The organism is Streptomyces sp. NPDC097129, assembly GCF_055668065.1.
In genome coordinates this window covers 93,170-118,118 of the sequence record NZ_JBVOQE010000009.1, presented here as the reverse complement: position 1 = coordinate 118,118, position 24,949 = coordinate 93,170, and the positions used below count along the sequence as shown (strand labels likewise).

The window sequence follows — 24,949 nt, the reverse complement described above, 5'->3', positions numbered from 1 at the left end:
GGGGTACGGCCCGCGGGCCCGCCCGGTTCATCCCTCCAGGCACGTCGTCGCGATCACCAGGTCGGCCCGGTCCCGGGTCGCCGCCACCAGGTCGGCGTTGCGCTGGTCCGTGCCCCGCACCCAGGCCACCGCCTCCTGGTGGCCCTTGCCGAATTCCTCGTGCCGGGCGACCAGGCGGCGCACACGCTCCGCCTCGGGCAGTTCGCAGAACCACACCTCGTCCAGCGCGGCCCGCACCCGCGCCCACGCCCCCGTGCCCAGCAGCAGGTAGTTGCCCTCCGTCACCACCAGGCGGGCGGTCGGCGGGACGGGAATCGCGCCCGCGAGGGGCTGTTCCAGGACCCGCTCGAAACCCGGCGCGTACACGATGTCCTCGTCCTCGTCCCGCAGGCGGCGCAGCAGCGCGGCGTACCCGGCCGCGTCGAAGGTGTCGGGCGCGCCCTTGCGGTCCCTGCGGCCGAGGCGGTCCAGCTCCGCGTCGGCGAGGTGGAAGCCGTCCATGGGCACCTGCACCGCCCACGGCTCGCCGTCACCGTTCAGCGCCCGCACCAGCCGCTCGGCGAGCGTGGTCTTGCCCGCGCCGGGGCTGCCCGCGATGCCGAGCACCGCGCGCGTGCGGTGCGTCCGGACCAGAGCGCGGGCCCGGGTCAGCAGATCGTCGAAGGTCGGCACGCAGCGAAGTGTGCCATCTCCTCGAATGGCGCCCTGTGGCGTGTGACACCCCGTAGGAGCCGCTGTGTGGGGAACGGTGTCAAGTATGACGACGGATCTCGGTCTGCCCGACAACATCCAGGCCTGCCTCTTCGACCTCGACGGGGTGGTCACCAAGACGGCCGTGGTGCACGCGGCCGCCTGGAAGGAGACGTTCGACGCGTTCCTGCGGCAACGGCAGGGCGCGGACGCCGAGCCGTTCAGCGACGACGACTACGACCAGTACGTGGACGGCCGGCCCCGCGCCGACGGCGTGCGCACCTTCCTCGCCTCCCGCGACATCCACCTGCCCGAGGGCACACCCACCGACCCGCCCGACGCCCAGACCGTGCACGGCCTCGGCAACCGCAAGAACGAACTGCTGCTGGAGAAGATCCGCACCCAGGGCGTCGAGCCCTACGACGGCACGCTGCGCTACATCGAGGCCGTGCGGGCGAAGGGCCTGCGCACCGCCATCGTGTCGTCCAGCGCCAACACCCTCGACGTGCTGAAGTCCATCGACGCCGAGCACCTCTTCGACGTGCGCGTCGACGGGGTCGTCGCCGTCGAGCGGGGCCTGCCCGGCAAGCCGCGCCCCGACACCTTCCTCGCCGCGGCCGCCGACCTCGGCGTCGAAGCGGGGAGCGCCGCCGTCTTCGAGGACGCCCTGGCCGGCATGGACGCCGGCCGCGCGGGCAGGTTCGGATACGTCGTCGGAGTCGACCGCGTCGGGCAGACCGACGCGCTGTACGCGCACGGCGCGGACCGGGTCGTCAAGGACCTCGCGGAGCTGGGAGGGCAGGCGTGATCACCGAACGGTCGTACACCGTCGAACCGTGGGCCGTCCGCGAGACCTCCCTCGACCTCGACCTCCTCGCGCAGAGCGAGTCCGTCTTCGCCCTGTCCAACGGCCATGTCGGCTGGCGCGGCAACCTCGACGAGGGCGAGCCGCACGGCCTGCCCGGCGCCTACCTCAACGGCGTCTACGAGCTGCACCCGCTGCCGTACGCCGAGGCCGGCTACGGCTACCCGGAGTCCGGGCAGACCGCCATCAACGTCACCAACGGCAAGGTGCTGCGGCTGCTCGTCGACGACGAACCCTTCGACCTGCGCTACGGCCGGCTCGTCTCCCACGAGCGCAAGCTCGACCTGCGCCGGGGCGTACTGGAACGCGTCTGCGAGTGGACCTCCCCGGCCGGCACCACGATCCGGGTGCGCTCCACCCGGCTGGTCTCCCTCACCCAGCGGGCGATCGCCGCCGTCGCCTACGAGGTGGAGCCGGTCGGCGGCCGGGCCCGCGTGGTGATCCAGTCCGAACTGGTCGCCAACGAGAGCCTGCCCGACCCGAACGGCGACCCGCGGGCCGCCCGCGCCCTGAAGTCGCCGCTGGAGCCGGAGGAGGACATGGCGTCCGGCCCGCGGCTGCGGCTGGTGCACCGCACCCGGCGCAGCGGCCTGCGCGTGGCCGTGGCCGCCGACCACCGCGTCGAGGGGCCCGAGCGCACCACCACCAGCAGCGAGTCCAACGTCGACGTGGCCCGGTTCACCGTCACCGCCGTGCTGGAGCCGGGCCAGCGGCTGCGGATGGAGAAGCTCGTCGCGCACGGCTGGTCCGGCGCCCGCTCCCGGCCCGCGATGAGCGACCAGGTCGAGGCCGCCCTCGCGGCCGCCGACCACAGCGGCTGGCAGGGCCTGCTCGACGACCAGCGCGCCTACCTGGACGACTTCTGGGCGGCCGCGGACGTGGAGGTCGACGGCGACGAGGAGATCCAGCAGGCCGTCCGCTTCGCCCTCTTCCACGTCCTGCAGGCCGGCGCCCGCGCCGAGCAGCGCGCCATCCCCGCCAAGGGCCTGACCGGGTCCGGCTACGACGGGCACGCCTTCTGGGACACCGAGATGTTCGTCCTGCCGCTGCTCACCTACACCGCGCCCGGAGCCGTCTCCGAGGCCCTGCGCTGGCGGCAGAACACCCTGGACGCGGCCCGTGAGCGCGCCGCCCAGCTGGGCCTGCGCGGCGCCGCGTTCCCGTGGCGCACCATCGAGGGCCAGGAAGGCTCCGCGTACTGGCCCGCCGGCACGGCCGCCTTCCACGTCAACGCCGACATCGCGGACGCCGTCGTGCGGTACGTGGCGGCCACCGGCGACGTCGCCTTCGAGCGGGAGACCGGCCTGGAACTGCTGGTGGAGACCGCCCGGTTGTGGCGCTCGCTGGGCCACCACGACGCCACCGGCGCCTTCCACATCGACGGCGTCACCGGGCCCGACGAGTACAGCGCGGTGTGCGACGACAACGCCTACACCAACCTCATGGCCCGGCAGAACCTGCTGGCCGCCGCCGACGCCGCCGAACGCCACCGCACGCAGGCCGCCCGACTCGGCGTGGACGAGGAGGAGACGGCCACCTGGCGGGACGCCGCCGTGGCGATGAACATCCCCTACAACGCCGAGCTCGGCGTGCACGAGCAGCACGCGGGCTTCACCCGCTACCAGCGCTGGGACTTCGCCGGCACCCGCGCCGACCAGTACCCGCTGATGCTGCACTTCCCCTACTTCGACCTGTACCGCAAGCAGGTCATCAAGCAGGCGGACCTGGTGCTCGCCATGTACACCTGCGACGGCTTCTTCGACGAGGAGCACATCGCCCGCAACTTCGCCTACTACGAGCCGCTGACCGTCCGCGACTCCTCCCTGTCGGCCTGCGTGCAGGCCGTCGTCGCCGCCCGCGCCGGCCATCTGCGCCTCGCCTACGACTACACCGCCGAGGCCGCGCTGATGGACCTGGCCGACCTGGAGCACAACACCCGCGACGGACTGCACATCGCCTCCCTCGCCGGCACCTGGACGGCCCTGGTCGCCGGGTTCGGCGGCATGCGCCGTGACGGCGCGAGCCTGCGCTTCGCGCCCCGCCTGCCGGAACACTTCAGCCGGCTCGCCTTCCACCTGAGGCTGCGCGAGAGCTGCCTGCGCGTGGAGATCGGCGCCGAAAAGGCCGTCTACACACTGCTGGCCGGGCCACCGGTGACGATCCGCCACCACGGCGAAGAGGTCACCCTGTCCACCGACAGCCCCGCCGTGCGCCCCGTCCCGCCCGCCCCGCACCACCCGGACCCGGAGCAGCCCCCGCACCGCGCCCCGAACGCCCGCTAGGCCGCGCGAAGCGCCGGCGGGGAGGACGGCGGCCGCAATGGTGTGCGCGTCCGCCGCCCGGCCGAACCCGGCGAGCCCCGGGCCGCCCCGCCGGTTACGTTGGCGCTGATCACCGCACGTGCGGCCGGTGTGCCCGGCCCGCGCGCGGACCGGGCGAGGCAGGGAAGGGCCGGCGATGGCCGACAGCGCGCACCGCACCCCCGCCGGCACGCGGCCCGCCCGGCGTCCCCTCACCTCAACCGCGCGGCCCGCGCCGGCCCGGACCGACGGCCCGCTCGCCGTCGTCGCCGCGCTGTTCACGCTCGCCCAGCTGCTGCTCGTCCACCCGTCCATGGGCCTCGGCTGGGACGAGACCGTCTACGTCAGCCAGGTCTCCGGTCACGCCCCGGCGTCGTACTTCAGCGCGCCACGCGCGCGTGGCGTGAGCCTGCTGGTGGCGCCCGTCGCGTCCTGGTCGTCGTCCACCCCGCTGCTGCGCGGCTACCTCGCCGTCCTGTCGGGCCTCGCCCTCTACCTGGCGCTGCGCACCTGGCGGGGTGTGTTCCCGGTCCGTGTGCTCGCCACCGCCGGGGCACTGTTCGCCACCTTGTGGGTCACGCTCCTCTACGCCCCGCAGGCCATGCCCAACTACTGGGTCGCCGTCGGCGCCCTGGCCTGCGCCGGCTGCTTCGTGCGGGGATGGCGCGACCCGGCCGACCGGTGGGCGCCGGCCGGTATCGCGGCTGCGGCCGCCCTCATGGCGCTGATGCGGCCCACCGACGCCGTCTGGACCACCGCCCCGCTGCTCGTCCTCGCGGCCGTGAGGAAGCGGTGGTGGCCGCTCGCCGCCCTGCTGGCCGGCCTCGCCGCCGGCGCCGCCGAGTGGGTGATCGAGGCGTACACCGCCTACGGCGGCCTGGCCCGCCGTCTCGCCGACGGCTCCCGCCTCCAGGGCGGACTCGGCCTGCACCTCGCGGTCGACGACCAGCTGCGCAGCCTGGACGGACGCACCCTGTGCCGCCCCTGCGACGTACCGGCCCCGCACCCGGCGGTGATCCTGTGGTGGTGCGCCCTGCCGCTGCTGGCCGCCGCCGGCCTGGCCGTCGCCGTCCGGGCCGGGCGCACCCTGCCCACGCTGCTCCCGCTGGCCTGCGCGGTCACCGCCGCCGTGCCCTACCTGTTCCTCATCGCGTACGCCGCACCCCGCTTCCTGCTCCCGGCGTACGCCCTGCTGTCCCTGCCCGTGGCCGACGCCCTGCTGTCCCTGGTGACCGGCCCGCGAGGGCGCCCGCGCCCGCTGCTCACGGCCGCCGCCGTCCTCGCGCTCGCCGGGCACCTTGCGGTGCAGTACGCCGTCCTGAGCCACACCGTGCGCCGCACCACGGAGCAGCACCGGGCGTGGGCCCGCACCGCGGCCGAGCTGCACCGGCTCGGGGTGCGGCCGCCCTGCGTGGTCACCGGCCACGACGCCCTGCCGATCGCCTACTACGCGGGCTGCGCCTCGGCCGCCACCTCAGGCCCCAACGCCAACGCCACCGCGGCCGGCATCACCCGCACGGCGCACCGCGTCCCGACCGCCCACCTGGTCACACCGGGCAGCGCGCCCGCCGACTACGCGCGCACCTGGCAGCCGTACCGCTTCAGCACGCTGCGGATCTACGTCGCGCCCACCGCGACGCCGGGGTGATCCAGAAAAACGACAGGTCTCTAACGGCTCCCCGGGGCCGCGGCGACCGCGCGGCCGGCGGGACCGTGCGCCGCTGCGTGGACGGACGGTCACGCGGAGTGTGCGAGTGATGACAGCCCCACCCCTCGCCGCGGCACGACGCTCCGATGGGCGCACGCGGGCCACCGGCCAGGGGGGTTGGACCCGCCCGAACGGGAAACGCAGAACAGGACCGCGCACACACGAGGCGACACGGCACCCGAGGGAGGCACCATGGGCACCCGCCCGGAACCGATGGCCGACGACGCCTACCAGCCGACCGGTGGCAACGAGGAGCAGGAGGACGCCGCGCCCCTGGACATGCAGGACGCCATCGGCGAACGCACCTACGACGACACCCTGGACGAGGGCTACTCGCCCCCGGAGAAACCGCTCGGCGTCACCAAGCACGGCACCACCGCCGCCGAGCAGCACGACGGGGAGACCCTCGACCAGCGGCTCGCCCAGGAGCAGCCGGACGTGCAGCCGCCCACCGGCGACGACATCGGCGACCTGCCCGGCGGCGAGGGCGAACCCGTCGATCCCGAGGCCGGGGCGGACCGCGCCGGGCGTCTCGTCGCACCGGACGAGGGCGCGCGGCCCGACACCGAGAAGGACGCCGTCGCCGCGGACAAGGGCGTCGACGCGGGCGCGGCCGGCGCGGAGGAGGCCGCGATGCACGTCATCGACGACGACCTGACGCAGCCGTAGCGGCCGCGCTCGCCACGACGAGCGGCAGCCGGCCGCGCACACGACGTGGGGCGGTCTCCTCGACGGCGAGGAGACCGCCCCACGGCACGGTCCCGGCGCGAAGTGTCCGGCCCGTCAGGGCAGCAGCTTGTCCAGCGCGGCGGGCCCCTCCCGGTCCAGCTTGCGCTTGGCCCACTCCAGGTTGCGCGGAGTGATGTCGCGGCCCGCGGCCAGCACGACGTCCTCCGCGGAGACGTCGGTACCGGTGCGGGCGTGCAGCAGGCTGTCGGGAGTGGCCCTGTCCTCGGACGGCTTGGACGCCTCGGGCTGTGGTGTCGGCATGGCGGTGCTCCCTCCGGTCCGGATGACTGCGGCGGCCCCGCTGCTCGCATCGGGTCCACTCTCACCATTCATCCATCCGGCGCACCCCGCATCCGGACGGCGCGGGCGGGCGGGCCGCAGCCGTGTGTCGTGCCGCCGGAGTACCGCGGTGGCGCCCGGCGTAACCCCCCGCGCGCCGAAAGCCCGGGATGCCGCGCTCCGGCCCCCGGCGTCTAATGGGAAAGGTCGAACGGGAGAGGCCGAGCACCCCGCCCGGCGTACGCCAGGAAGGGCCGCGCCCATGGCACGCACCCCGCAGCGCGCAGGAGGACGCCACAACGCCGCGGCCGGGGACGCCCCGGCAGTGGGGGGCCTGCGAAGACTGGGGGAGTGGTGCGCACGGCACTGCGTCGTCGTCATCGTGGCGTGGCTCGTCGCCCTGGCCGCCCTCCAGGTCGTCAACCGCAGCTTCGGCGGGGAGTACTCCGACAACTTCTCCCTGCCCGGGGTGCAGTCGCAGAAGGGCCTGACCGTCCTCAAACAGCACGATCCCGCGGCCGGCGGCTACGGCAGCCAGATCGTCCTGCACGACGGCAGCAAGTCGCTGACCACGCTGAGTTCGCAGATGTCCACGACCGTCGCGGACCTGCAGAAACTGCCGAGCGTCCTGTCGGTGCAGAACCCCCTCACCGCGCCCGGCTCCACCCAGGGCAATCCACCGCCGAGCACCGTCGGCCCGCTGTCCACCGACGCGCACACCGCCTACATCACCGTCCGCTTCGACGTGCAGCCCTCCACCCTCGGCGACAGCTACCTGAACGGCGTGGACAAGGCCGTGCAGCCGCTGCGTTCGGCCGGCGCGCAGGTCGAGTACGGCGGACCCCTCGGCGAACTCGCCCGGCCCGCCGCCGACGACCGGGTCAGCGAACTCATCGGCTTCGCCGTGGCCATCGTCGTGCTGCTGGTCGGCTTCGGCAGCGTCATCGCCGCCGGCCTGCCCCTGGTCACCGCGCTGATCAGCGTCATCGGCGGCCTCGCCTGCCTGGGCCTGCTCGCCGCGGCGTTCACCTTCGCCACCGTCTCACCGACCCTGGCCACGATGATCGGCCTGGGCGTCGGCATCGACTACGCGCTGTTCCTGATCACCCGTCACCGGCAGCACCTCATGGACGGCGCGGATCCGGTGCGCTCCGCGGGCGCGGCCGCCACGACCAGCGGGCGAGCCGTCCTGGTCTCCGGCACCACCGTGGTCATCGCCCTGGCGGGACTGTTCGCGTCCGGGGTCGACTTCATCGGGCTGCTCGGCCTCGCGGCCGCCGTCACGGTCGTCTCCGCCGTCCTCGGAGCGCTCACCCTCGTGCCCGCACTGCTCGGGCTGATCGGCAGACGCATCGACCGCTACCGGGTGCGCCGCCCCGTCGCCGAGACCGACGCCGCGCCGGGCGCGACACCGCACGGCACCTGGCACCGCTACGCGCAGCGCGTGGAGCGCAGACCGTGGTACTACCTGGCCGCGGGCGTGGTGACCGTCGTCGTCCTCGCCATCCCGGTCTTCTCCCTCCAGCTCGGCCACATCGGTGACGGCGCCGACCCGACCTCCTTCACCGACCGGCGCGCCTACGACCTGATGACGGACGCCTTCGGGCCGGGCTCCAACGGCCCGCTGACCGTCGTCATCGACCAGAGCACCGTCCCGTCCGGCCAGCGCTCCGCGCTCGCCTCCACGGCGCAGAAGACCCTCGGCGCCGTACCGGGCGCCTCCACCGTCACACCGCTGACGGCCACCAAGGACGGCGACGTCCTGATCTCCACGGTCTACTCCAAGTACTCCCCGCAGAACGCCCGGACCACCGACCTGACCAACCGTCTGGTGAACCACACCCTGCCCGACGCGGTCTCCGGCACCACCGCCAAGAGCTACGTCACCGGCACCACCGCCACCCAGGTCGACTTCCGCGACATCGTCGCGAGCAGGCTGCCGCTGATCATCGGCGTGGTCGTCGCCCTGGCCTTCCTGATCATCCTCGCCGTCTTCCGCGGCCTGCTCGTCGCCCTCAAGGCCGCCGTGCTGAACGTGCTCTCCATCGCCGCCTCCTACGGTGTGGTGGTCGCCGTGTTCCAGTGGGGCTGGGGCGGGCCGGCGCTCGGCGTCTCGGGCAAGGTGCCCATCGAGAGCTATGTGCCGATGATGATGTTCGCGATCATCTTCGGCCTGAGCATGGACTACGAGATCTTCCTGCTCTCCCGGGTGCACGAGGAATGGGTGCGCACCGGGGACGCGAAAGCCTCGGTCGCGCACGCCCTGGAGATCACCGCGCGGGTGATCACCTGCGCGGCACTGATCATGGTGAGCGTGTTCGCCGCGTTCATCGTCAGCGACAACACCGTCGTGAAGATGCTGGGCCTGGGGCTCGCCGTCAGTGTGCTCATCGACGCCACCGTGGTCCGGCTGCTGATGGTGCCCGCGGTGATGACCCTGCTCGGCCGGCACGCCTGGTGGGCACCGCGCTGGCTGGACCGGATCATGCCGCACATCGACGCCGAGGGGCAGTCGGCCGAGCAGCCGGCCGGTGTCAGCGGGCCTCCGGCGTCACCGGCGCGAGGACGAGCATCGTGACGTCGTCGCGGATCTCGGGGCAGAACCGCGCGAGGTCCGCCCAGACCAGCTCCGGCAGCGTCTCCGGGCCGGCGCCGGTGAACCCGGCCAGCCGCTCCTCGAGCGGATAGAAGTCGCCGGCACTGTCCCGCGCCTCCAGCACCCCGTCCGAGGTCAGCAACAGCCGGTCGCCGGGAAGCAGCGGCACCGCGGCCCCGGCCTGCGGGCGCGTGTCGGCCAGCCCCAGACCGAGCGGTGTCCACGGCTTCACCGGCACCTCGCTGACCGTGCGCCCGCGCAGCAGGACGGGCGCCGGATGACCGCAGGAGACGACCCGGACCGCCCGCGTGTCGCGGGTGAACTCCAGCAGCACGGCCGTCGCGAACAGCTCCGCGTGCTCGGTGCGCGCCGAGTCCACCACCAGCCGCCGGTCGAGACGGGCGGCGACCGACTCCACATCCGGCTCGTCCAGGACCGCCTCGCGGAACGCGCCCAGCACGGAGGCCACCGTCGCGACGGCCGCCAGACCGTGCCCCTGCACATCGCCGAGGACCGCCCGGATGCCGTACGGCCCGCTGCGGACGTCGAAGAAGTCGCCCCCGACCAGCGTCCCGCGCTGCGCCGCCCGGTACAGCCCCGCACAGCGCACCGGCCCTACCCGCTCGGGCACCGGCGGCACCACGGCGCGCTGTGCGGCCTCGGCGACCGTGCGCTCCAGGTCGAGCTGGGCGTCACGGCGGCTGCGCACGAAGGACACGAAGACGCTCAGTACGGAGACGAAGGACAGGGTGAGCAGGTCGGTGTTGCCGGGGCGGTTCAGGTGGAAGGCGGGGATGTTGAGCACGGCGAGAGCCGCGCCGCCCAGCAGGGCCGTGGCCAGGGGCCCGTACGACAGGACGGCCAGCGGCGGGATCGCGCCCAGCAGGAAGCCGATGTCCTGGGCCTCGGGAGTGACGAGGGTGGCCGCGCACACGCCGGCGACCAGCAGCACCGGCAGCACCCGCACCCACGGGGGCTGGCGGCGCACCGCGCAGCCAGCCCCGCCGGTCCTGCTCCCGGCCCGCCACCACACCACGCAGCCTCACCACACCCCCACGCTCCTACGACCCACCTGGTCCCGCACCCCGGGTCCGGCCCGCGCGGCGTTGTCAGTGCCGGGTGCGATGCTGGGGCCACGGTGAATTCCCGGGCACGATCGCGGGGCGAGGGGGAGGGGCGTCATGGGTTTCGAGGGCCAGGTGTGGCGGCTGACCGGTGCGGAGGGCGCGATCGGGGAGGTCGTCGTCGAGGAGGCCGACTTCCCGTGGCTGCGTGGGCGGTTCGCCGCCGGACCGGCCTACGGCTCGGTGCGTGAGCTGTTCGAGCGGGAGCTGGCGCTGACCGACGACGAGGACTGGGAGGCGTGGGACCGGGTCCGGGCCGACATCTCCCGCACCGTGACCCTGCACGCCCCGCAGGGCCCCGTCGCCGAGTTCCTGCTGCACATCGAGGACGACCGGGCCTGGTTCCGGTGGAGCGACGAGCCCTTCGACGCCGGCCGCACCGCCGACCCGCCGGAGGCCGGCCTCACGGACGGCAGACCCTGACACCTAGCCCCGGACACTTAGCCCCGGACCCCTAGCCCGCCGACGCCGCCAGCAGCTCTTCCGCCTCGGCGAGGATCCGCGTGACCCGCAGGCCGAAGGCGGCGCCGCAGGGGTGGGGGCGGCCGTCCCGGGCGGCAGCCAGCAGGGCGTCGACGGCCCGGGCGTACGACTGCTGCGCCCCTTGGGTCCGCTCCGGGAGCCGCGTCACGCCCGACTCGCCGCGCAGTTCCACCACGACCCCGGCCGCGGCGGGCGGCGCGGTCAGGCTCAGGTCCAGCGCGCTGGAGGCTCCGCCGGCATGCCGCAGCACGAGGTGCACGGTGTCCTTCGGCCCGTGCGCGGCGGCGGCCACCTGCTCGACGTCGCCCAGCACCGGCAGCAGCACGGACAGGGCGTGCGGGCCCACGTCCCACAGCGCGCCGCGTTCCCGGCGCCAGGGGGAGGCCGCGTAGGGGCTGCCCTCGGCGAACGCGGCGCCCAGCCACTGGACCCGCGCGGTGAACCAGTCGCCCCGGTCCGCCTGTTCGGCGATCCAGGCCTCGGACTCCGGCTGGAACCGGGTGGTGAAGAAGACGACCGAGGCGACCCGGGCCTCCCGCACCGCGTCGGCGACCGCCTGCCCTCCGGCGACGGAGGTGGCCAGCGGCTTGTCGAGGAGCAGGTGGCGGCCCGCCCGCGCGGCCCGCGCCGCAAGCTCGGCCTGCACGTCGGGTGCCAGCGCGACGGCGACGGCGTCCACGTCGGCGAGCAGGGCGTCCATGTCGTCGTAGGCGCGGACGCCGTGGCTCTCGGCCAGTTCCTTGGCCGCCTCGGGCCGGCGGCCCCACACGCCGACGAAGTCGACTGCCTCGTGGGCGGCGAGCGCGGGGGCGTGCACCAGGCGCGCCCAGGGTCCGGTGCCGAGCAGTCCGATGCGCATGCCGCTCCTTCGCAGGGTTGTCTTCGCGGCCCGTGGGCGAGGTCACGCACGAGCGTGGCACATCGCCGGGCCCGCGGGACACCCGCGCCGGCTTGCCGACGACGACGTTCGGCGGCAGCGGCTCACGCCGCCGGGCGTTCGGCGGCACCCGCCGAGTCGGGCGGGGCGGCGGGTGCCGCCCCGGTGCGCTCGGCGCTCGCCCGCCCGCCGCGCACCAGACGCAGATGGCGTCGGCGCGCCGCGTGCCGGTGCCTGGTCGGCATGGAGGTGAACAGCCTCTCCTCCATGCGATCCATGATCAGCAGCAGAACGGACAACAACGGCAACAGCAGTACGGCGACCCAGACCACGGCAGCCCCCTAGGCCAGCTGAATGTCTTCACGGGTGCTCCGAACCGACCCGCTGATGCGTTCGACGCCGGTGAAGAATGCGTGACGATACACGGGAGATGTGTACAAAACGGTGATATGCCACAAAGGCCTCGGGCGCAACACGAGAAGACCGGGCGAGGGTGCCGTGCGCGGTGCGAGCCGACAGGACGCGGCGCACACGTGTCCGAAAGTCACCGTCGTATGTGCGCGAACGGGTCAACCCGCATCCGCCGAGCCAGTACGCTCTGTGCTGCCGGTTTCGGCGACGGGATGCGGAGTTGGGGGCACGGTGGGGGAAGACAGGCAGTTGACCACGGAGATCGACGCCACCGTGCCGACGGCCGCACGCATGTACGACCACTACCTGGGCGGCCGGGACAACTACGCCGCCGACCGCGCGGCGTGCGAGCAGCTCGACAAGGTCGTCCCCAGCACCCGCCGGCTCGCTCTGAACAACCGCCACTTCCTGCAGCGCGTCGTGCGGACGCTCTCCGAGGAGCACGGCATCCGGCAGTTCCTGGACCACGGCTCCGGCCTGCCCACGCAGGACAACGTCCACCAGGTCGCCCAGCGTTCCGACGCCAGCGCGCACGTCGTCTACGTCGACAACGACCCCATGGTGCTGGTGCACGGCCGGGCGCTGCTGGAGCAGGATCAGCGCACCACCGTCATCCACGCCGACCTGCGCGACACGGACCGGATCTTCGACCACCCCGACACCCGGCGTCTGATCGACTTCTCCGAGCCTGTCGCGGTGCTGTTCAACTCGGTCTTCCACTGCATCCCCGACAGCGACACCGACGGACCGCTCGCGGTGGCACGCCGTGTCGCGCGGCGTCTCGTGCCCGGCAGCTACCTCGTGATGTGCCAGCTGGTCAGCGAGGATCCCGAGGTGCGCGCGTTCGTCACCGACTTCATGGACCAGGCGACGCAGGGCCGCTGGGGCCGCGTGCGCGAGGAGAAGGACGTCGCCGAGCTGTTCGAGGGACTGGAGATCCTCGAGCCGGGTCTGGTGGAGGTCTCCACCTGGCGCCCGGACACCGAGGTCGCGCCGCGCCAGCTCACCCACGAGTGGATCGAGTTCGGCGGAGTGGGCCGGGTCGTCTGACCGGACACCGCCCGGCAGGCCGGACAGTCGCGGCCCCCGGCTGCCCGCCGGTTTCCGGCCGGCTGACGGCATCCCTGCGATCAGCCGACAGCCGTCTCATGGTCGCCCGCCGCTGCCCGGCCCCCGCCTTGGATCACCACGCAGGCCGGACCGCCTCGGGCGACAACGCTGCGCCGGTGTGCGCCGTAGTCGCCGGTGTGCGCGTCCTAGGAGTAACGGCTCGTCATGGTGTCGTGCAGCAGCTCGATCGTCTCGCGCGGTTTCAGGGCCTCGTCGGCGAGGCGGTCCAGGGCGAACCGGTATTCCTCGGTCTCGTCGCGGTCCTCGAGGAAGTTCGCGCTGCGGATGTGCTCCAGATAGACCACGTCCGGCAGGTCGAGGCCGTCGAAGCGCAGGTAGGTGATCGGGATCGCGGGCGCCGACGCGTCCGTCACGTCCAGCGGAACGACCTGGATGGTCACGTTCGGGTGGTCCGCCATCTCGATGAGGTGCCGGAGCTGCTCGCGCATGACGTCCTTGCTGCCCAGCACCCTCAGCAGGACCGATTCGTCGAGGACCGCCCACAGCTGGGGCGCATCCTCCCGTCGCAGCAACTCGGCCCGGCGCATGCGCAGCTCCACGCGGCGCTGCACCTCGCCCGCGGGCGCGTTCGGCAGGCCGCGCTTGACGACGGCCTGAGTGTAGGCAGAGGTCTGCAGCAGGCCGGGGACGTACTGGATCTCGAAGGTACGGATGGTGGCCGCCGCCTCCTGGAGCCCCACCAGCCGTTCGAACCACTCCGGCATCAGCCGCTTGTCGTAGCGCTGCCACCAGCCGGGCTCACCGGCCCGCTGCAACAGCCTCAGCAGCACCGACGCCTCGTACTCGTCGGTGCCGTACAGCGTCAGCAGGGCGCGCACATCGCTCTCGGCCGGAGGGCGGCGGCCCTTGCCGGCCTCGATGCGGGACAGCTTGGCGCCGCTGAAGCCGAGTTCCTTGGCGGCCTGGTCCTGGGAGTACCCGGCGTCCTCGCGGAAACCGGCCAGCTGGACGCCGACCAGCATCTTCAGCAAAGTCGGCGCGGGCTCCGACCGGTCCAGATACGATTCCAGCCGGGAGAGGCGATGCGACTGAACGGACATCCTTCACTCCCCGTTGACCGGCAGACCAGGCGGCCAGAATATCGCACTCGTTCCCGATGCGGCCCATCATCCGTCCGATCCGGGGGAGTTGGGTCCGAGCCCGGATCGGCCGAACGGGTCCCGCGTCCGTCTCACACCAGGTGGTCGAACTCGCCGTCCTTCGCGCCCGCCAGGAAGGCCGCCATCTCCGAGGCCGTGTAGACCAGCGCGGGGCCGTCCGGGTCGCGGGAGTTGCGCATCGCGATGCCCCCCTCGGTCAGCGGTGCCACTTCGACGCAGTTCCCCTCGGCGTTGCTGTGCCGGCTCTTCAACCAGCGGGCGTCCAGGGAACTAGCCCGCACTCCGTTGCGTACTGGTGGCATCGCAGTCTCCTTGCCGTGACCGACCCGTCGGCGATTTTTTTAGCGCGCAATTTCTCGTGCAATTGCACGCGGGCGCCGTCTGCGTGGATAATAGCCGTGACGTCAACCCTCGGGTGGACGCCGGGTCCTGATGTTGTTTCAGGGAGAAAACGTGCTCTCACCTGCTCCGACAGCGCCGCGGTCATCGGGCGGCGCCGGGCTGTGCGGGCATGCGAGGCACTCGGCCGGCGAACCGTCCGGCCTCCCGGGCCGACCGGCCCCTGCGAGCTGACCCGACCGCCGTGGAAAGGCCCCACGTCATGCGCACCGCTCCGACCGGACAGCAGAGCACATCGCGCACGGATCGCGACGCCACCGCCGCGGCAGCGGCACGGCAGGCGCCGCTCGCCGGCCTCGGGCAGGTGCCCTGGGCGGAGATCAAGGACTCCACCGGATCCGCGGCGGCGATCCCGTTGCTGCTGAACAAGATCGCCTTCGGTGACCCCGCGACGGCCCGTGCCGCGCTGGAGGATGTGCGGAAACGCATCTGCCAGTACGGCTTCGTGGTGGAACAGGCCACCGCCGTCACCGTCCCCTTCCTGTGGGAACTGGCCCAGCTGCCCCATGTCTCCTGCCGGGCACGGATCATCCAGCTGCTCAAGAGCATCGCCGACGCCCGGCAGTGGGAGAGCACCGCCACCGCCTACCCCAAGCTCCTCAACCACCGTGAGAACCACGTGACCTGGGAGCGGGCCGCCCGGCAGGCCGTGCGCGAGCGGCGCGGTGTCCTGCGCCATCTGATGGCCGAGGGGGACGCGGAGATCTCCCGGGCCACCACCGAACTGGCCCGCGCGCTCGGCGAGTGGGGATCGCACGTCTCGGACAGCGGCCAGCGGGTGTGAGGCCGCCGCGCCCGGTGTAGCCGTGGACCCAGCACGGGCAAGGCCGAACTCACCTCGCTGCGCGGCGCCGTCACCTTCGTGTCCGTCGTACCGCAGGAGTCGATCCTGTTCGACGGCACGGTCCGGGAGAACGTCGCCCCGAGGAGGCGACCTCGGCGCTCGACACCCGCTCCGAGGCGCTGGTGCAGCAGGCGCTCGCCCGGCTGCTGCGCGGCCGCACCACCTTCGTCGTCGCCCACCGGCTGTCCACGGTCCGCGGCGCCGACCGGAGGGTGGTGATGGGTGACGGCAGCATCCCGGAGACCGGCATTAACGACGAACTCCTCGCCCGCGGCGGGGCCTACACGGCACTGCACGCGGGGCAGGCGGCCTGAACGGAGGACCGCACGCGGCCGAGGAGCCGGGCACCGGCCTCCCCGGGAAGGGTCAGGCCGCGCTGCTGCGGTGAGCGTGGTGGCGGCACGTCGCGTCGTGGGCCCGGCCCAGGCTGGTCCACCAGCGTTCGCAGCACGCCGCCTTCAGCTCCGCGCGGACAAGGGCCTCCATGGCGTCCGGATACGCGGGCGGCACCGGGACGCCGACGAGCCCGGGGCGTTCCGTCTCCCGGACCAGGGCGATCAGCGGGACCAGGCTCGCCGCGCTGAAGAGGCAGCCGACCCAGGCGGGGCCGTGGCCGAACTCCAGGACGGCCGTCCAGGCCAGGCCGGCGCTGGTGACGACGTAGAGCGCGCACAGGGCGCGGGCGGACCAACTCATCGGTGGACACCGTTCGTAGACAGGGGGTCATGCGCCCTGTCCAACTGCCGCCCGGCGCGCGAAGAAGCGGTCCGTCGCCACTCGCCCACGGTCGGGTGAATTCGGCGGACGTGCCCGTGCCGTGACGCTTCCGCGACCCTCACGTGACATTTTTGGTCGCCACGGCCCGTCTTGGCCGTAAATCCTGCCAATGAACGGGGAAAGCGTGCATGATCCTGCCAGGGCGGGGCATACGGAGCAAAAAATCGAGAGAGGGGAGCTCCGTGCTGGTTCCGGACCCGAAGGTCGTCAGGCATCTGCTGACGCAGTACGCATCACTCAAGATCGCCCAGGCGGAGAGGGAGAGGCCGGCGACGGCCCGGGAGTTGGAGGACGTGAGCTACACCCTGTGCGTCCTGATGGGCACCACGAGCGTGTACGACGCGATCGCCAAGGCGGACGCCCTGCTTCTGGCCGCGCACCGGCCGCAGCCCCAGACCAGCGAGACGGACGGCGACAACGGCCTGTCTCTTGCGGTTTGACCGCACGAAACACCTGACGACCCGCGCACCGGCCCGAGCGCCGGTGTGCGGGACTGCGGGGTAACGCACCCGGGCGCGGACGAGGACGCCTAGACTCGACCCTCGTGCCCACCACACGGGCCCACGAGAGGAAGAGCGCCGGGTGTTCCACGATTCCCCCATCTACGACCGACTGATCGCCGAGTGCGGAGACGTACCCACCGAGGTGCGCCGGGAGGCCGAGCGCGTGAACAGGGAGCTGGAGATGGTCATGCGCCCCCTGCGCTCTCGCGGCTACCCCGACCCGTCCCCGCGCCCCACCCATCCCGGAGCCGGCTGGCAGCGCACGGCCATGCTGCCCGCGCCGCGCCCGCAGTGACCACCGCACCGGCCGCGACCCGCCCGAGGGTTCAGGGCAGGACGCAGCCGGTGCAGTCGACGTGCCGGGTCCGCCGGCGTGCGGGAGGCCGCCCCAGCCACTCGGCGATGGCGCGGGCGATCGGCTGGCCCGTGTCCACCTCCACGAAGCCGAACTGGCCGGACTGGTTGCACTCCAGGAACCACCACGTCCCGTCGGCGTCCTCGGCGAAGTCGAAGGCGCCGTAGGCCAGTTCCGCCTCCCCCAGATAGGACCGCACCGCCTCCGCCACCCGCGGCGGCACCTCGGCCGGCTGCCACACCGTGCCCGAGGTGTCGAAGCGGACGTCGACCAGGTCGGGGTGCGCGTGCGGATCGGCCGGTTTGCGGGCGGCCAGCAGGCGCTCCCCGACGGCGGTCAGCCGGATGTCGGCCCGCTTGGCGATCCGGCGTTGCAGCAGGGTGGGGCCGTAGGCGACGGCCGAGAAGTCGGTGTCCGGCGCGACCCGGCTGGTCGGCACGGCCCGCGGCGGATCCTGCGGGTGCGCGCCCGACACCGGTTTGACGACCAGGTCCGGATAGCGTTCGGCGAAGTCCCGGGCCGCCTGCGGGAACGTCGTGATCAGCGTGGCCGGCACGGGCAGCCCGCAACGCTGGGCTAGGTGCAGCTGCCAGGGCTTGTGCCGGGCGCGGCGGGCCGCGTCGGGGTGGTTCATCCACCGCGCGTCGCTGCCGCGGAGCATGCCGTACAGCGCCTGCGCGGACTCCTCCGTCAGCCACGCCGACGCGTGCGGCGCCCGTGCGGCCGCGGCGCCGGGTCTGCGCACCCACACGGACCGCAGGCCGTCCAGGCTCACAAGGCGCCCCCCGGACGACAGATGGCCGCGAAACGCCCCGTGGACGTACTCGCCGGAGAGCGCGACACCCCCGGTGAGATCGGCCGGGTCGAGCCGGACCACCGGTATCGCGGCCGCGTTGAGGTGGACCACCACCATGTCGGCGGTCACGTCCTCTTCACAGGTCAGGATCAGCACGGTCATTGTCGGCGGTCTCGCGTTCAGTCGTCGAAGTGGGTCTTGGAGCCCGCCGTCGACGTCGTGGTCCCCAACTCCCTGAGCAGTGCATGGTCGCGGGCGGCGATCCGGCCGTCGATGAGCACGTTCAACTGCAGCCCGGAGTCGTAGGCGTACGGAACGGAGAAATCCAACTCCGCAGCAGGGCGTGCGTAGTTGAGCGCGAACGGTTGCATCGTCTCTCCCTCGTCGGTACTGCATCGAACAAGTGGTGCCGCCGTGCGGCGCCCCTTGGCCAGCGCGGTCCTGCGACCTCCAGTCACTTATACGAATCGAACGGGTGAATGGTTTCCTTACTCTGCGTGATCGGCGCGGAGTTGGGCCTCGTCGCCCGTCGTGACGCGGTGGTGAAGAGGATGTGCGGGCCGGGGGCTCCCGGTGGTCAGCTCGCCGGTGCGGCGCGGTGCGCGAGAGAGCGCGGGAACCGCGGTGCGCGCAGGAGTACGGCGATGTCGTCCGGATGGAGGGCATCGGGCAGAACGTCGGCCGGCAGGACGGCGCGCGTGGTGGTCGTGTCCACGAGTCCTCCCCTGTGCGCGGAACGCCGCGCCGCGTCTGCTCTTCCCCCGCTTTCGATTGACGGATTCCCGTTTCCGGGCGCGGTTACCGCCTCGCCGGGAGAAACCGTTCTCGCGGGCTTCCCCTCTGGTGGGCGCCCGCGTCCCGCGCGTCCTCCGTCGTCACACGGGTGCGCGAATGGAGTGGCGGGCCGGACTGCCACCCCTTAGTAATGGGCAGGGCAAGCCGCGTGTCGCAGCTCGGGGGCCGGGTGCGACCGCACCCCTCAGAGAGGGCCCATGATGATCACCCGCTCTTCACGGCAAGGTCCGGACCGTCCCCACACCGCCCTGACCGACCCCGCCGAGGCTCAGGCCGCATCGCCGGGCCCGGCGCCCGGGGCCTTTCCCGCCGGTCCCGATCCGGGGCCCGCGGCCGACACGGACCCGGCGCGTGACGCCGGTCCGGCTCGGGCCGCGGAACCGGCGCGGGTCGCGGAACCGGCGCGGGTCGCGGAACCGGCGCGGGTCGCGGAACCGGCGCGGGTCGCGGAACCGCCACCCGAGCCGGCACCGCAGTCCGCGCCTACGCCCGCGCCGGCTGCCCACCCCGGCGCGGATGCCATGCCGGCGGCCTACGCGGCGGGGGCGCACCCCGTGACAGGGGTGCACTCCGCTGCGGCTGCGGATGCCGCTGCGTTTGCGGATGCCGTGCCCGCTGGGGCCGGTCTGCCTGCGGCGGACCTCACCGGCGGCGGCGCGGGCGCCGAGCCCGGCATCGGTACCGCTTCGGGCATGAGCGCCGTGTCCGGGGTGGGCGCCGTGTCCGGGATGAGTGCCGTTTCCGGCATGGGCGCCGCCTTGAGCGCGGGAGCCGCGGCGCGTGCGGGCGTCGAGGCGGGCACGGAGGCCGCGTCGGCCTCGGGCGTCCCGTCAGAAGCGAACGCAGCGCCGGGTGCCGACGCGCCGTCCAGCGGCGGTGTCGGGCCAGGCCCGGACGCCTCGGGCACGGACGTCACGTACGGCACGGGCGCGGCACCAAGCCCGGGCTCGGGCCTGGACACGGCGGTCCCGTCCGGCGCGGGTGTTCAGCCGGATGGGGTGGCCCCGTCGGGCGCGGGTGTCCAGCCGAACGTCGAGGTCCCGTCCGGCGCCGGTGTCCAGCCAGGCGCGGCGGTCCCCTACGGTGTGACCGCGCCCCAGAGTGCGGATGTTCCGCCCGGCTCGGGCTCGTTCCCGGGTCCGGATGTCCCGCAGGGCCCCGCCTCGTCCCCGAACCCGGATGTCCCGACCGGCGGCGACCCGTCCCCGAACCCGGATGTCCCGACCGGCGGCGACCCGTCACCGCACGCGCAGGCGCACGCGCACGTGCCGTCCGGGGTGAGTCCCCGTCCGGGCGCGGACGTTCCGTCCGGCGCGGGCGGCGGCCCCGGCGAGCTCGCAACGGACGGGGTCCCCGGTGAGGACGCCGCCCCGGCCACCTCCGCCCCCGCTCCCGCCTCCGCCGAGGCGGATCCAGGGCGTGGCGCGACCCGTGGCGCCGACCCGGTCGGTGGCCTGCTCCACGTCGCCGCCGCGCAGCGGCCGTTGGAGGACATCGTCCAGCTGATCACCCTCCTGCAGCAGTCCGGGGAGTACGCGGGCACGGCGGCCGACGTGCTGCGTGCCGTCGGCATCGAACGGCCCGTGGAGGACGTCAGCCGCCTGGTCGCCGTGTTCTCCCGGCCCCCGTACCGCGCCGGGGACGCCGACGAGATGATCCGCGCCGCCGCCGAACACCGCCCGGTCGAGGAGGTCACCCGGCTGATGGAGCTGCTCTACCGCGAACCGGCGGAGCAGCACTGCGGCGACGAGGCCGTACGCGCGGCCGCCACCGGCCGCCCCGTGGAGGAGCTGGTGGAACTCGTCGGGCGGCTGGCCCGCGAGCGGGCGCAGCGCGCCACGCAGGCGCCGCCCGAGCCGTCCGCCGCAGAGCAAGCGCCGCCGGACGCAGCGGACAAGGCGGGCGAACCGGCGGCCCGTGAGGACGGCCCGTCCGCCGTGCTCGCGTCCTGGGCGGCCCGTCTCGCCGCCCTGGTGCTCGCGCTGTGCGGCGCCGCCTGGTTCCCGCTGCACCGCGCCGGCGCACCGGCCCGGGTGTACGGCCTGGCCTTCGGACTGTCGGCCCTGTGCCTGCTGCTGGCGCTGCTGCTGACCCGCCGGCGCCCGGCGCTGCCCGTGCTCGGGGCGGCGGTGGCCGTACCGGCGGCCCTCGCGGCGCTACGGCTGCTGGTCGGCCGGATCGACGTGGCGGTCCTGTCGCGTTCCCTCGGGCTGACGGCCGCACCGCCCTGGATCACCGGCCCCCTGGCGCTCGCCGCCGCCCTCATCGCGCTCGCGGCGCTGTGCGTGCGCCCGGCCGCCGCCCGCCCGGCCCCGCAACCGGCGCCGGTCCCTGAGGCGGTGGGGGAGCGGATGTCCCCCGAGGCGGTGGGGGAGCGGGTCTCCTCCGAGTAGAGGCGAGTTCGCGGAAACGCGCAGCGCGACGGCCGCCGCCAGGTCGCAGTGGACCCTGGCAGCGGCCGTCGCCGTCGTGGAGCCCGCAGGGCCCGTCCGTGTGTGGCCCGCGCGCTCAGCCCGGGCCGGTCAGCGCCCCCAGCACCTTGTCCGGGGTCAGCGGGAGATCGCGCAGGCGGGCGCCCGTGGCGTGGTGGACGGCGTTGGCGATGGCCGCCGCCGTGCCGACGATGCCGATCTCGCCGATGCCCTTGTTGCCCATGGGGTTGAGGCGGGTGTCGTCCTCCTCGATCCAGTGCGCCTCGATGTCGGGCACGTCGGCGTTCACGGGCACGTGGTAGGACGCCAGGTCGGACTGGACGAAGTCACCGAACGCCGGGTCCACGGTGCTGTCCTCCGTCAGGGCCATGCCCAGCCCCATCGTCATCCCGCCGACGAACTGCGAGCGCGCCGTACGGGCGTTGAGGATCCGTCCGGCCGCGTACACGCCCAGCAGCCGGCGCACCCGGACCTCGCCGGTGACGGTGTCCACGGCGACCTCGGCGAAGTGCGCCCCGAAGGCGTGCCGGGAGTACGGGCTGTCGGCGTCGGCCGCACCGGACGTGTCGGCCTCGGCGGTGAGTCCCTCGGACGGCACCGGCTCCGTCCGCGTGGCGAGCCGCTCCGCCAGCCGGGTGCACGCCTCGTGCACCGCCCAGCCCCACGAGGCGCTGCCGGAGGACCCGCCGGCGAGTGAGGCGTACGGCAGGTCACTGCTCCCCACGTCGGTGCACACTCGGTCCAGCGGTACGCCCAGTGCGTCGGCGGCGATCTGCGCGAGCACCGTCCGGGCGCCCGTGCCGATGTCCGTCGCGTTGATCTCGACGAGGAACGTGCCGTCGGACCGGGCGTGGGCCCGCGCGGTCGACGGCTGCATCAGGACCGGATACGTCGCCGCGGCCACCCCGGTGCCCAGCAGCAGCGGTCCCTGCCGCCGCGCCCCCGGCCGCGGGTCGCGCTGCGCCCAGCCGAAGCGGCGGGCGCCCTCGCGCAGGCATTCCACGAGGTGCCGGCTGCTGAACGGCTTGCCGCTGTCCGGCTCGGTCTCCGGCTCGTTGACGATCCGCAGCTCCACCGGGTCCATGCCCAGGGCGCAGGCCAGCTCGTCCATCGCCGACTCCAGCGCGTACATCCCCGGCGCCTCACCGGGCGCCCGCATCCAGGACGGGGTGGGCACGTCGAGCCGGACGACACGGTGTGCGGTGCGGTGGCCCGGGGCGGCGTACATGACGCGGGCGGGTACCGCCGCCTGTTCCACGAACTCCTTGATGCGCGAGGTGTGCGTGGTGCTCTCGTGCAGCAGCGCGGTCAGCCGGCCGTCGGCGTCGGCCCCGAGCCGCAACCGCTGCACGGTCGGCGCGCGATGGCCGACGGCGCACGGCAGGAAGCGGCGCGGGTACGCCATCGTGACGGGCCGTCCCGTGGCGCGCGCCGCCATCGCCGCGAGGACGACGTCCGGGCGCGGGGTCCCCTTGGAACCGAAGCCTCCGCCGACGTGTTCGGCCACCACCGAGATCCGCTCCTGGGGAAGGTCGAACAGCCCGGCGAGCACCATCTTCACGACGGACGTGCCCTGGCTGGAGGTGTACACCGTGAGCCGCTCGCCGTCCCAGTGCGCGGTGCTGGCGTGCGGTTCCATGGGGTGGTTGTGCAGCGGCGGCACCCGGTAGGTGGCGTCCACGCGCACGGCCGCCGAGGCGAACGCGCCGTCCGGGTCGCCGTGTTCGCGCACCGCCGGGTACCCGCCGTTGGCCTTCTCGGGGACGTACGCCTCCGGATGGTCCTCGGTCAGCGTCACGTCGTACGGCTCCTCCGCGTACGTCACGCGGAGCGCGGCGGCGCCGGCCCGGGCCGCCTCCAGGGTCTCGGCCACCACCAGCGCCACGCACCAGCCCCGGTGCGGCACCCGGGAGTCCTGCAGCACGGCGAGCGCCGGATCGTCCGACTCGCCCAGGCGGGGCGCGTTGTCGGGGGTGAGCACCGTGACGACGCCGGGCGCGGCGAGCGCTGCGGCGGCGTCGACGGCGGTGACCCGGCCGCGCGGGACGGTGGCCGGCACCGGGCGGGCGAACAGCCGGCCCGGCAGGTCGTGTTCGGCGGCGTAGCGGGCGGTGCCGGAGACCTTCAGGCGCGCTTCCCGGCGTTCGGCCGGCGCGCCCACGGCGGTGGCGGTCATGCTTCCTCCTGGCGGATGCCGGTCAGAGCCCCGAGGGCCGGGCCAGGCCGGTCAGGACGTCCACGGCGAGATTGCGGGCGAGCGGCACCTTGAACGCGTTGTCGCGCAGTGGGCGCGCGTCGGCGAGCTCCAGGTCGACGGCGTGCTCGAACGCGGCCACGGTCGGCGCCGCGCCGCGCAGCACCTCCTCGGCGCGGCGGGCCCGCCACGGCCGGTGCGCCAGCGCCCCGAAGGCGATGCCGGCCCGCTGCACGACCCCGTCCGCCACGTGCAGCACCGCCGCGACGGATGCCAGCGCGAAGGCGTACGACGCCCGGTCGCGGGCCTTGCGGTAGCGCGAGGGCAGTCCGGCCGTCGCCGTCGGCAGCAGCACCCCGGTGATCAGTTCCCCCGGCCGCAGCTCGGTGTCCTGCTCCGGATGTTCCCCGGGCAGCCGGTGGAAGACGTCCGCCGCGATCTGCCGGGCGCCACCGGGGCCGTACACCTCGATCCGCGCGTCGAGCGCGGCCAGCGCGACCGCCATGTCCGAGGGGTGGGTGGCGATGCAGTGCGCGGAGTGCCCGAGGACCGCGTGGTCGCGGTGGACGCCGTCGAGGGCGCCGCATCCGGTGCCCGGTTCACGCTTGTTGCACGGCTTGGACAGGTCCTGGAAGTAGGGGCAGCGGGTGCGCTGCATCAGGTTGCCGCCGGTGGTGGCGGCGTTGCGCAGCTGCCCCGAGGCGCCCGCGAGCAGCGCCTGCGAGAGCGCCGGGTAGCGGTCGCGGACCAGGGGGTGGGCGGCGAGGTCGCTGTTGCGGACGAGGGCGCCCACCCGCAGGGAGCCGTCCGCCAGCTCCTCCACGCCGGCCAGCGGCAGCCGGGTGACGTCGACCAGGACGGCCGGCTGTTCCACGCCGAGCTTCATCAGGTCGACCAGGTTGGTGCCGCCGCCGAGGTAACGGGCCCCGGGGTGGGCGGCGTACGCCTCGGTGGCCTCCGCGACGCTGCCCGCCCGCACATAGCCGAAGGGCTTCATGGGATCACGTCCTCCACGGCGTCGACGATGCGTGGATACGCTCCGCACCGGCACAGGTTGCCGCTGAGCCGCTCGCGGATCTCCTCCCGGGTGAGCGGCACGGGCCGGCCGGACGGCGCCGCCGGGTCCGTGACGTGGGAGGGATGCCCGGCCTCGGCCTCGGCGAGCGCGCCGAGCGCGGAGCAGAGCTGGCCCGGTGTGCAGTATCCGCACTGGAAGGCGTCCCGCTCGGCGAACGCCCGCTGGAGCGGGTGCGATGCCTCGCCGTCGCCCGCGAGGCCCTCCACGGTCGTCACCTCGCAGCCGTCCGCCGCCACCGCCAGCAGCAGGCAGGCGTTGACGCGGCGGCCGTCCACCAGGACCGTGCACGCGCCGCACTGGCCGTGGTCGCAGCCCTTCTTGGCGCCGGTCAGGCCCAGCTCCTCGCGCAGCAGGTCGAGCAGGGTGCGCCGGTGGTCGACGGTGAGGGTGTGCGGTTTGCCGTTGACCCGGAGGGTCGTGTCGGAACGGTACGCGGCCGGCGGTGCGGGGTGCTCGCTGCCCATGTCGTGTTCCCCTCCGGAC

General features: G+C 73.8%; 24 protein-coding genes and 2 pseudogenes. 12 read left to right on the top strand and 14 right to left on the bottom strand.

Annotation, left to right across the window (positions count from 1 at the left end; all coding sequences use genetic code 11):
• Positions 1 to 27: 27 nt before the first annotated feature.
• Positions 28 to 672 carry a nucleoside/nucleotide kinase family protein gene (locus tag AC0B9F_RS25205; protein ID WP_472006319.1) on the bottom strand — a complete coding sequence of 215 codons (645 nt, stop codon included), beginning with the start codon at positions 670 to 672 and terminating at the stop codon, positions 28 to 30.
• 85 nt (positions 673 to 757) lie between these two features.
• Here AC0B9F_RS25205 and AC0B9F_RS25200 point away from each other — a divergent pair, with 85 nt between their 5' ends.
• From AC0B9F_RS25200 to AC0B9F_RS25185, 4 genes are all read left to right on the top strand, one after another.
• On the top strand, positions 758 to 1,498 hold the full coding sequence (locus AC0B9F_RS25200) for an HAD family hydrolase (RefSeq protein ID WP_472006317.1): 741 nt from the start codon (positions 758 to 760) through the stop codon (positions 1,496 to 1,498).
• Positions 1,495 to 3,837 carry a glycoside hydrolase family 65 protein gene (locus AC0B9F_RS25195; protein ID WP_472006315.1) on the top strand — a complete coding sequence of 781 codons (2,343 nt, stop codon included), beginning with the start codon at positions 1,495 to 1,497 and terminating at the stop codon, positions 3,835 to 3,837. Before AC0B9F_RS25200 ends, AC0B9F_RS25195 begins: the two co-directional genes overlap by 4 nt.
• 175 nt (positions 3,838 to 4,012) lie before the next feature.
• On the top strand, positions 4,013 to 5,503 hold the full coding sequence (locus AC0B9F_RS25190) for a hypothetical protein (protein WP_472006313.1): 1,491 nt from the start codon (positions 4,013 to 4,015) through the stop codon (positions 5,501 to 5,503).
• Positions 5,504 to 5,755: 252 nt separating this feature from the next.
• A complete protein-coding gene (locus tag AC0B9F_RS25185; protein ID WP_472006311.1) occupies positions 5,756 to 6,232 on the top strand; it encodes a DUF5709 domain-containing protein in 477 nt (158 codons plus the stop codon).
• A 114-nt stretch (positions 6,233 to 6,346) separates the two neighbouring features.
• Here the strand turns inward: AC0B9F_RS25185 and AC0B9F_RS25180 are convergent, their stop codons facing one another.
• Positions 6,347 to 6,553, bottom strand: a complete 207-nt coding sequence (locus AC0B9F_RS25180; RefSeq protein WP_363268192.1) for a hypothetical protein — start codon at positions 6,551 to 6,553, stop codon at positions 6,347 to 6,349.
• Positions 6,554 to 6,833: 280 nt separating this feature from the next.
• Between AC0B9F_RS25180 and AC0B9F_RS25175 the strand changes: the two genes are divergently transcribed.
• Positions 6,834 to 9,149, top strand: coding sequence for an MMPL family transporter (locus tag AC0B9F_RS25175; protein WP_472006309.1), 2,316 nt, complete (start codon positions 6,834 to 6,836; stop codon positions 9,147 to 9,149).
• Here AC0B9F_RS25175 and AC0B9F_RS25170 read toward each other — a convergent pair.
• Positions 9,106 to 10,216 (bottom strand): annotated as a pseudogene (locus AC0B9F_RS25170) (PP2C family protein-serine/threonine phosphatase). The gene AC0B9F_RS25175 and the pseudogene AC0B9F_RS25170 sit on opposite strands and share 44 nt — an antisense overlap.
• Before the next feature lie 132 nt (positions 10,217 to 10,348).
• Here AC0B9F_RS25170 and AC0B9F_RS25165 point away from each other — a divergent pair.
• Positions 10,349 to 10,714: a hypothetical protein gene (locus AC0B9F_RS25165; RefSeq protein ID WP_472006307.1), complete on the top strand. Its 366-nt coding sequence runs from the start codon at positions 10,349 to 10,351 to the stop codon at positions 10,712 to 10,714.
• Between the two features lie 31 nt (positions 10,715 to 10,745).
• Here the strand turns inward: AC0B9F_RS25165 and AC0B9F_RS25160 are convergent, their stop codons facing one another.
• Both AC0B9F_RS25160 and AC0B9F_RS25155 read right to left on the bottom strand, forming a co-directional pair.
• Positions 10,746 to 11,633, bottom strand: coding sequence for a Gfo/Idh/MocA family protein (locus tag AC0B9F_RS25160; RefSeq protein WP_472006305.1), 888 nt, complete (start codon positions 11,631 to 11,633; stop codon positions 10,746 to 10,748).
• Between the two features lie 122 nt (positions 11,634 to 11,755).
• The gene (locus AC0B9F_RS25155; protein ID WP_472006303.1) at positions 11,756 to 11,983 is read right to left on the bottom strand and encodes a hypothetical protein; all 228 of its coding nucleotides are present in this window, start codon (positions 11,981 to 11,983) and stop codon (positions 11,756 to 11,758) included.
• A gap of 328 nt (positions 11,984 to 12,311) precedes the next feature.
• Here AC0B9F_RS25155 and AC0B9F_RS25150 point away from each other — a divergent pair, with 328 nt between their 5' ends.
• The gene (locus AC0B9F_RS25150) at positions 12,312 to 13,112 is read left to right on the top strand and encodes an SAM-dependent methyltransferase (RefSeq protein ID WP_472006301.1); all 801 of its coding nucleotides are present in this window, start codon (positions 12,312 to 12,314) and stop codon (positions 13,110 to 13,112) included.
• 206 nt (positions 13,113 to 13,318) lie between these two features.
• Here the strand turns inward: AC0B9F_RS25150 and AC0B9F_RS25145 are convergent, their stop codons facing one another.
• Positions 13,319 to 14,233, bottom strand: coding sequence for a helix-turn-helix domain-containing protein (locus AC0B9F_RS25145; RefSeq protein WP_472006299.1), 915 nt, complete (start codon positions 14,231 to 14,233; stop codon positions 13,319 to 13,321).
• Positions 14,234 to 14,364: 131 nt separating this feature from the next.
• On the bottom strand, positions 14,365 to 14,595 hold the full coding sequence (locus tag AC0B9F_RS25140; RefSeq protein WP_472006297.1) for a DUF397 domain-containing protein: 231 nt from the start codon (positions 14,593 to 14,595) through the stop codon (positions 14,365 to 14,367).
• A 299-nt stretch (positions 14,596 to 14,894) separates the two neighbouring features.
• Between AC0B9F_RS25140 and AC0B9F_RS25135 the strand changes: the two genes are divergently transcribed.
• On the top strand, positions 14,895 to 15,476 hold the full coding sequence (locus tag AC0B9F_RS25135) for a hypothetical protein (protein WP_472006295.1): 582 nt from the start codon (positions 14,895 to 14,897) through the stop codon (positions 15,474 to 15,476).
• 57 nt (positions 15,477 to 15,533) lie between these two features.
• Positions 15,534 to 15,850 (top strand): annotated as a pseudogene (locus tag AC0B9F_RS25130) (hypothetical protein); the annotation flags it as partial.
• A 52-nt stretch (positions 15,851 to 15,902) separates the two neighbouring features.
• On the opposite strand, the gene AC0B9F_RS25125 reads toward AC0B9F_RS25130, so the two are convergent.
• Positions 15,903 to 16,232: a hypothetical protein gene (locus tag AC0B9F_RS25125; RefSeq protein WP_472006293.1), complete on the bottom strand. Its 330-nt coding sequence runs from the start codon at positions 16,230 to 16,232 to the stop codon at positions 15,903 to 15,905.
• Between the two features lie 263 nt (positions 16,233 to 16,495).
• Here AC0B9F_RS25125 and AC0B9F_RS25120 point away from each other — a divergent pair, with 263 nt between their 5' ends.
• Together AC0B9F_RS25120 and AC0B9F_RS25115 are read left to right on the top strand one after the other, a co-directional pair.
• Complete coding sequence (locus tag AC0B9F_RS25120) at positions 16,496 to 16,753, top strand: DUF5133 domain-containing protein (protein WP_472006291.1); 258 nt, start codon at positions 16,496 to 16,498, stop codon at positions 16,751 to 16,753.
• A 142-nt stretch (positions 16,754 to 16,895) separates the two neighbouring features.
• The gene (locus AC0B9F_RS25115; RefSeq protein WP_472006289.1) at positions 16,896 to 17,111 is read left to right on the top strand and encodes a hypothetical protein; all 216 of its coding nucleotides are present in this window, start codon (positions 16,896 to 16,898) and stop codon (positions 17,109 to 17,111) included.
• Between the two features lie 31 nt (positions 17,112 to 17,142).
• On the opposite strand, the gene tgmB is transcribed toward AC0B9F_RS25115, so the two are convergent.
• The 3 genes from tgmB to AC0B9F_RS25100 form a co-directional block, all read right to left on the bottom strand.
• Positions 17,143 to 18,129 carry an ATP-grasp ribosomal peptide maturase gene (gene tgmB, locus AC0B9F_RS25110; RefSeq protein ID WP_472006288.1) on the bottom strand — a complete coding sequence of 329 codons (987 nt, stop codon included), beginning with the start codon at positions 18,127 to 18,129 and terminating at the stop codon, positions 17,143 to 17,145.
• A gap of 17 nt (positions 18,130 to 18,146) precedes the next feature.
• Positions 18,147 to 18,338, bottom strand: a complete 192-nt coding sequence (gene tgmA, locus AC0B9F_RS25105; RefSeq protein WP_472006286.1) for a putative ATP-grasp-modified RiPP — start codon at positions 18,336 to 18,338, stop codon at positions 18,147 to 18,149.
• Between the two features lie 206 nt (positions 18,339 to 18,544).
• On the bottom strand, positions 18,545 to 18,682 hold the full coding sequence (locus AC0B9F_RS25100) for a hypothetical protein (RefSeq protein WP_472006284.1): 138 nt from the start codon (positions 18,680 to 18,682) through the stop codon (positions 18,545 to 18,547).
• Between the two features lie 772 nt (positions 18,683 to 19,454).
• On the opposite strand from AC0B9F_RS25100, the gene AC0B9F_RS25095 reads away from it, so the two are divergent.
• The gene (locus AC0B9F_RS25095; protein WP_472006282.1) at positions 19,455 to 21,155 is read left to right on the top strand and encodes a hypothetical protein; all 1,701 of its coding nucleotides are present in this window, start codon (positions 19,455 to 19,457) and stop codon (positions 21,153 to 21,155) included.
• Positions 21,156 to 21,270: 115 nt separating this feature from the next.
• On the opposite strand, the gene AC0B9F_RS25090 is transcribed toward AC0B9F_RS25095, so the two are convergent.
• Genes AC0B9F_RS25090 through AC0B9F_RS25080 form a run of 3 tightly spaced genes read right to left on the bottom strand, consistent with a single transcriptional unit; the run spans position 21,271 to position 24,930 of the window.
• Complete coding sequence (locus AC0B9F_RS25090; RefSeq protein ID WP_472006280.1) at positions 21,271 to 23,370, bottom strand: xanthine dehydrogenase family protein molybdopterin-binding subunit; 2,100 nt, start codon at positions 23,368 to 23,370, stop codon at positions 21,271 to 21,273.
• Between the two features lie 22 nt (positions 23,371 to 23,392).
• Positions 23,393 to 24,385, bottom strand: a complete 993-nt coding sequence (locus AC0B9F_RS25085; protein ID WP_472006278.1) for an FAD binding domain-containing protein — start codon at positions 24,383 to 24,385, stop codon at positions 23,393 to 23,395.
• Positions 24,382 to 24,930, bottom strand: a complete 549-nt coding sequence (locus AC0B9F_RS25080; RefSeq protein ID WP_472006276.1) for a (2Fe-2S)-binding protein — start codon at positions 24,928 to 24,930, stop codon at positions 24,382 to 24,384. The genes AC0B9F_RS25085 and AC0B9F_RS25080 overlap by 4 nt, the downstream gene beginning before the upstream one ends.
• Between the last annotated feature and the right edge of the window lie 19 nt (positions 24,931 to 24,949).

What these genes read in the sequence shown, in the direction of transcription:
- AC0B9F_RS25090 (WP_472006280.1), bottom strand. Translation starts at nt 23,370, where the DNA reads ATGACCGCCACCGCCGTGGGCGCGCCGGCCGAACGCCGGGAAGCGCGC.
- tgmB (WP_472006288.1), bottom strand. Translation starts at nt 18,129, where the DNA reads ATGACCGTGCTGATCCTGACCTGTGAAGAGGACGTGACCGCCGACATG.
- AC0B9F_RS25185 (WP_472006311.1), top strand. Translation starts at nt 5,756, where the DNA reads ATGGGCACCCGCCCGGAACCGATGGCCGACGACGCCTACCAGCCGACC.
- AC0B9F_RS25125 (WP_472006293.1), bottom strand. Translation starts at nt 16,232, where the DNA reads ATGAGTTGGTCCGCCCGCGCCCTGTGCGCGCTCTACGTCGTCACCAGC.
- AC0B9F_RS25145 (WP_472006299.1), bottom strand. Translation starts at nt 14,233, where the DNA reads ATGTCCGTTCAGTCGCATCGCCTCTCCCGGCTGGAATCGTATCTGGAC.
- AC0B9F_RS25175 (WP_472006309.1), top strand. Translation starts at nt 6,834, where the DNA reads ATGGCACGCACCCCGCAGCGCGCAGGAGGACGCCACAACGCCGCGGCC.
- AC0B9F_RS25140 (WP_472006297.1), bottom strand. Translation starts at nt 14,595, where the DNA reads ATGCCACCAGTACGCAACGGAGTGCGGGCTAGTTCCCTGGACGCCCGC.
- AC0B9F_RS25190 (WP_472006313.1), top strand. Translation starts at nt 4,013, where the DNA reads ATGGCCGACAGCGCGCACCGCACCCCCGCCGGCACGCGGCCCGCCCGG.
- AC0B9F_RS25160 (WP_472006305.1), bottom strand. Translation starts at nt 11,633, where the DNA reads ATGCGCATCGGACTGCTCGGCACCGGACCCTGGGCGCGCCTGGTGCAC.
- AC0B9F_RS25085 (WP_472006278.1), bottom strand. Translation starts at nt 24,385, where the DNA reads ATGAAGCCCTTCGGCTATGTGCGGGCGGGCAGCGTCGCGGAGGCCACC.
- AC0B9F_RS25180 (WP_363268192.1), bottom strand. Translation starts at nt 6,553, where the DNA reads ATGCCGACACCACAGCCCGAGGCGTCCAAGCCGTCCGAGGACAGGGCC.
- AC0B9F_RS25080 (WP_472006276.1), bottom strand. Translation starts at nt 24,930, where the DNA reads ATGGGCAGCGAGCACCCCGCACCGCCGGCCGCGTACCGTTCCGACACG.
- AC0B9F_RS25200 (WP_472006317.1), top strand. Translation starts at nt 758, where the DNA reads ATGACGACGGATCTCGGTCTGCCCGACAACATCCAGGCCTGCCTCTTC.
- AC0B9F_RS25135 (WP_472006295.1), top strand. Translation starts at nt 14,895, where the DNA reads ATGCGCACCGCTCCGACCGGACAGCAGAGCACATCGCGCACGGATCGC.
- tgmA (WP_472006286.1), bottom strand. Translation starts at nt 18,338, where the DNA reads ATGCAACCGTTCGCGCTCAACTACGCACGCCCTGCTGCGGAGTTGGAT.
- AC0B9F_RS25165 (WP_472006307.1), top strand. Translation starts at nt 10,349, where the DNA reads ATGGGTTTCGAGGGCCAGGTGTGGCGGCTGACCGGTGCGGAGGGCGCG.
- AC0B9F_RS25095 (WP_472006282.1), top strand. Translation starts at nt 19,455, where the DNA reads ATGAGCGCCGTGTCCGGGGTGGGCGCCGTGTCCGGGATGAGTGCCGTT.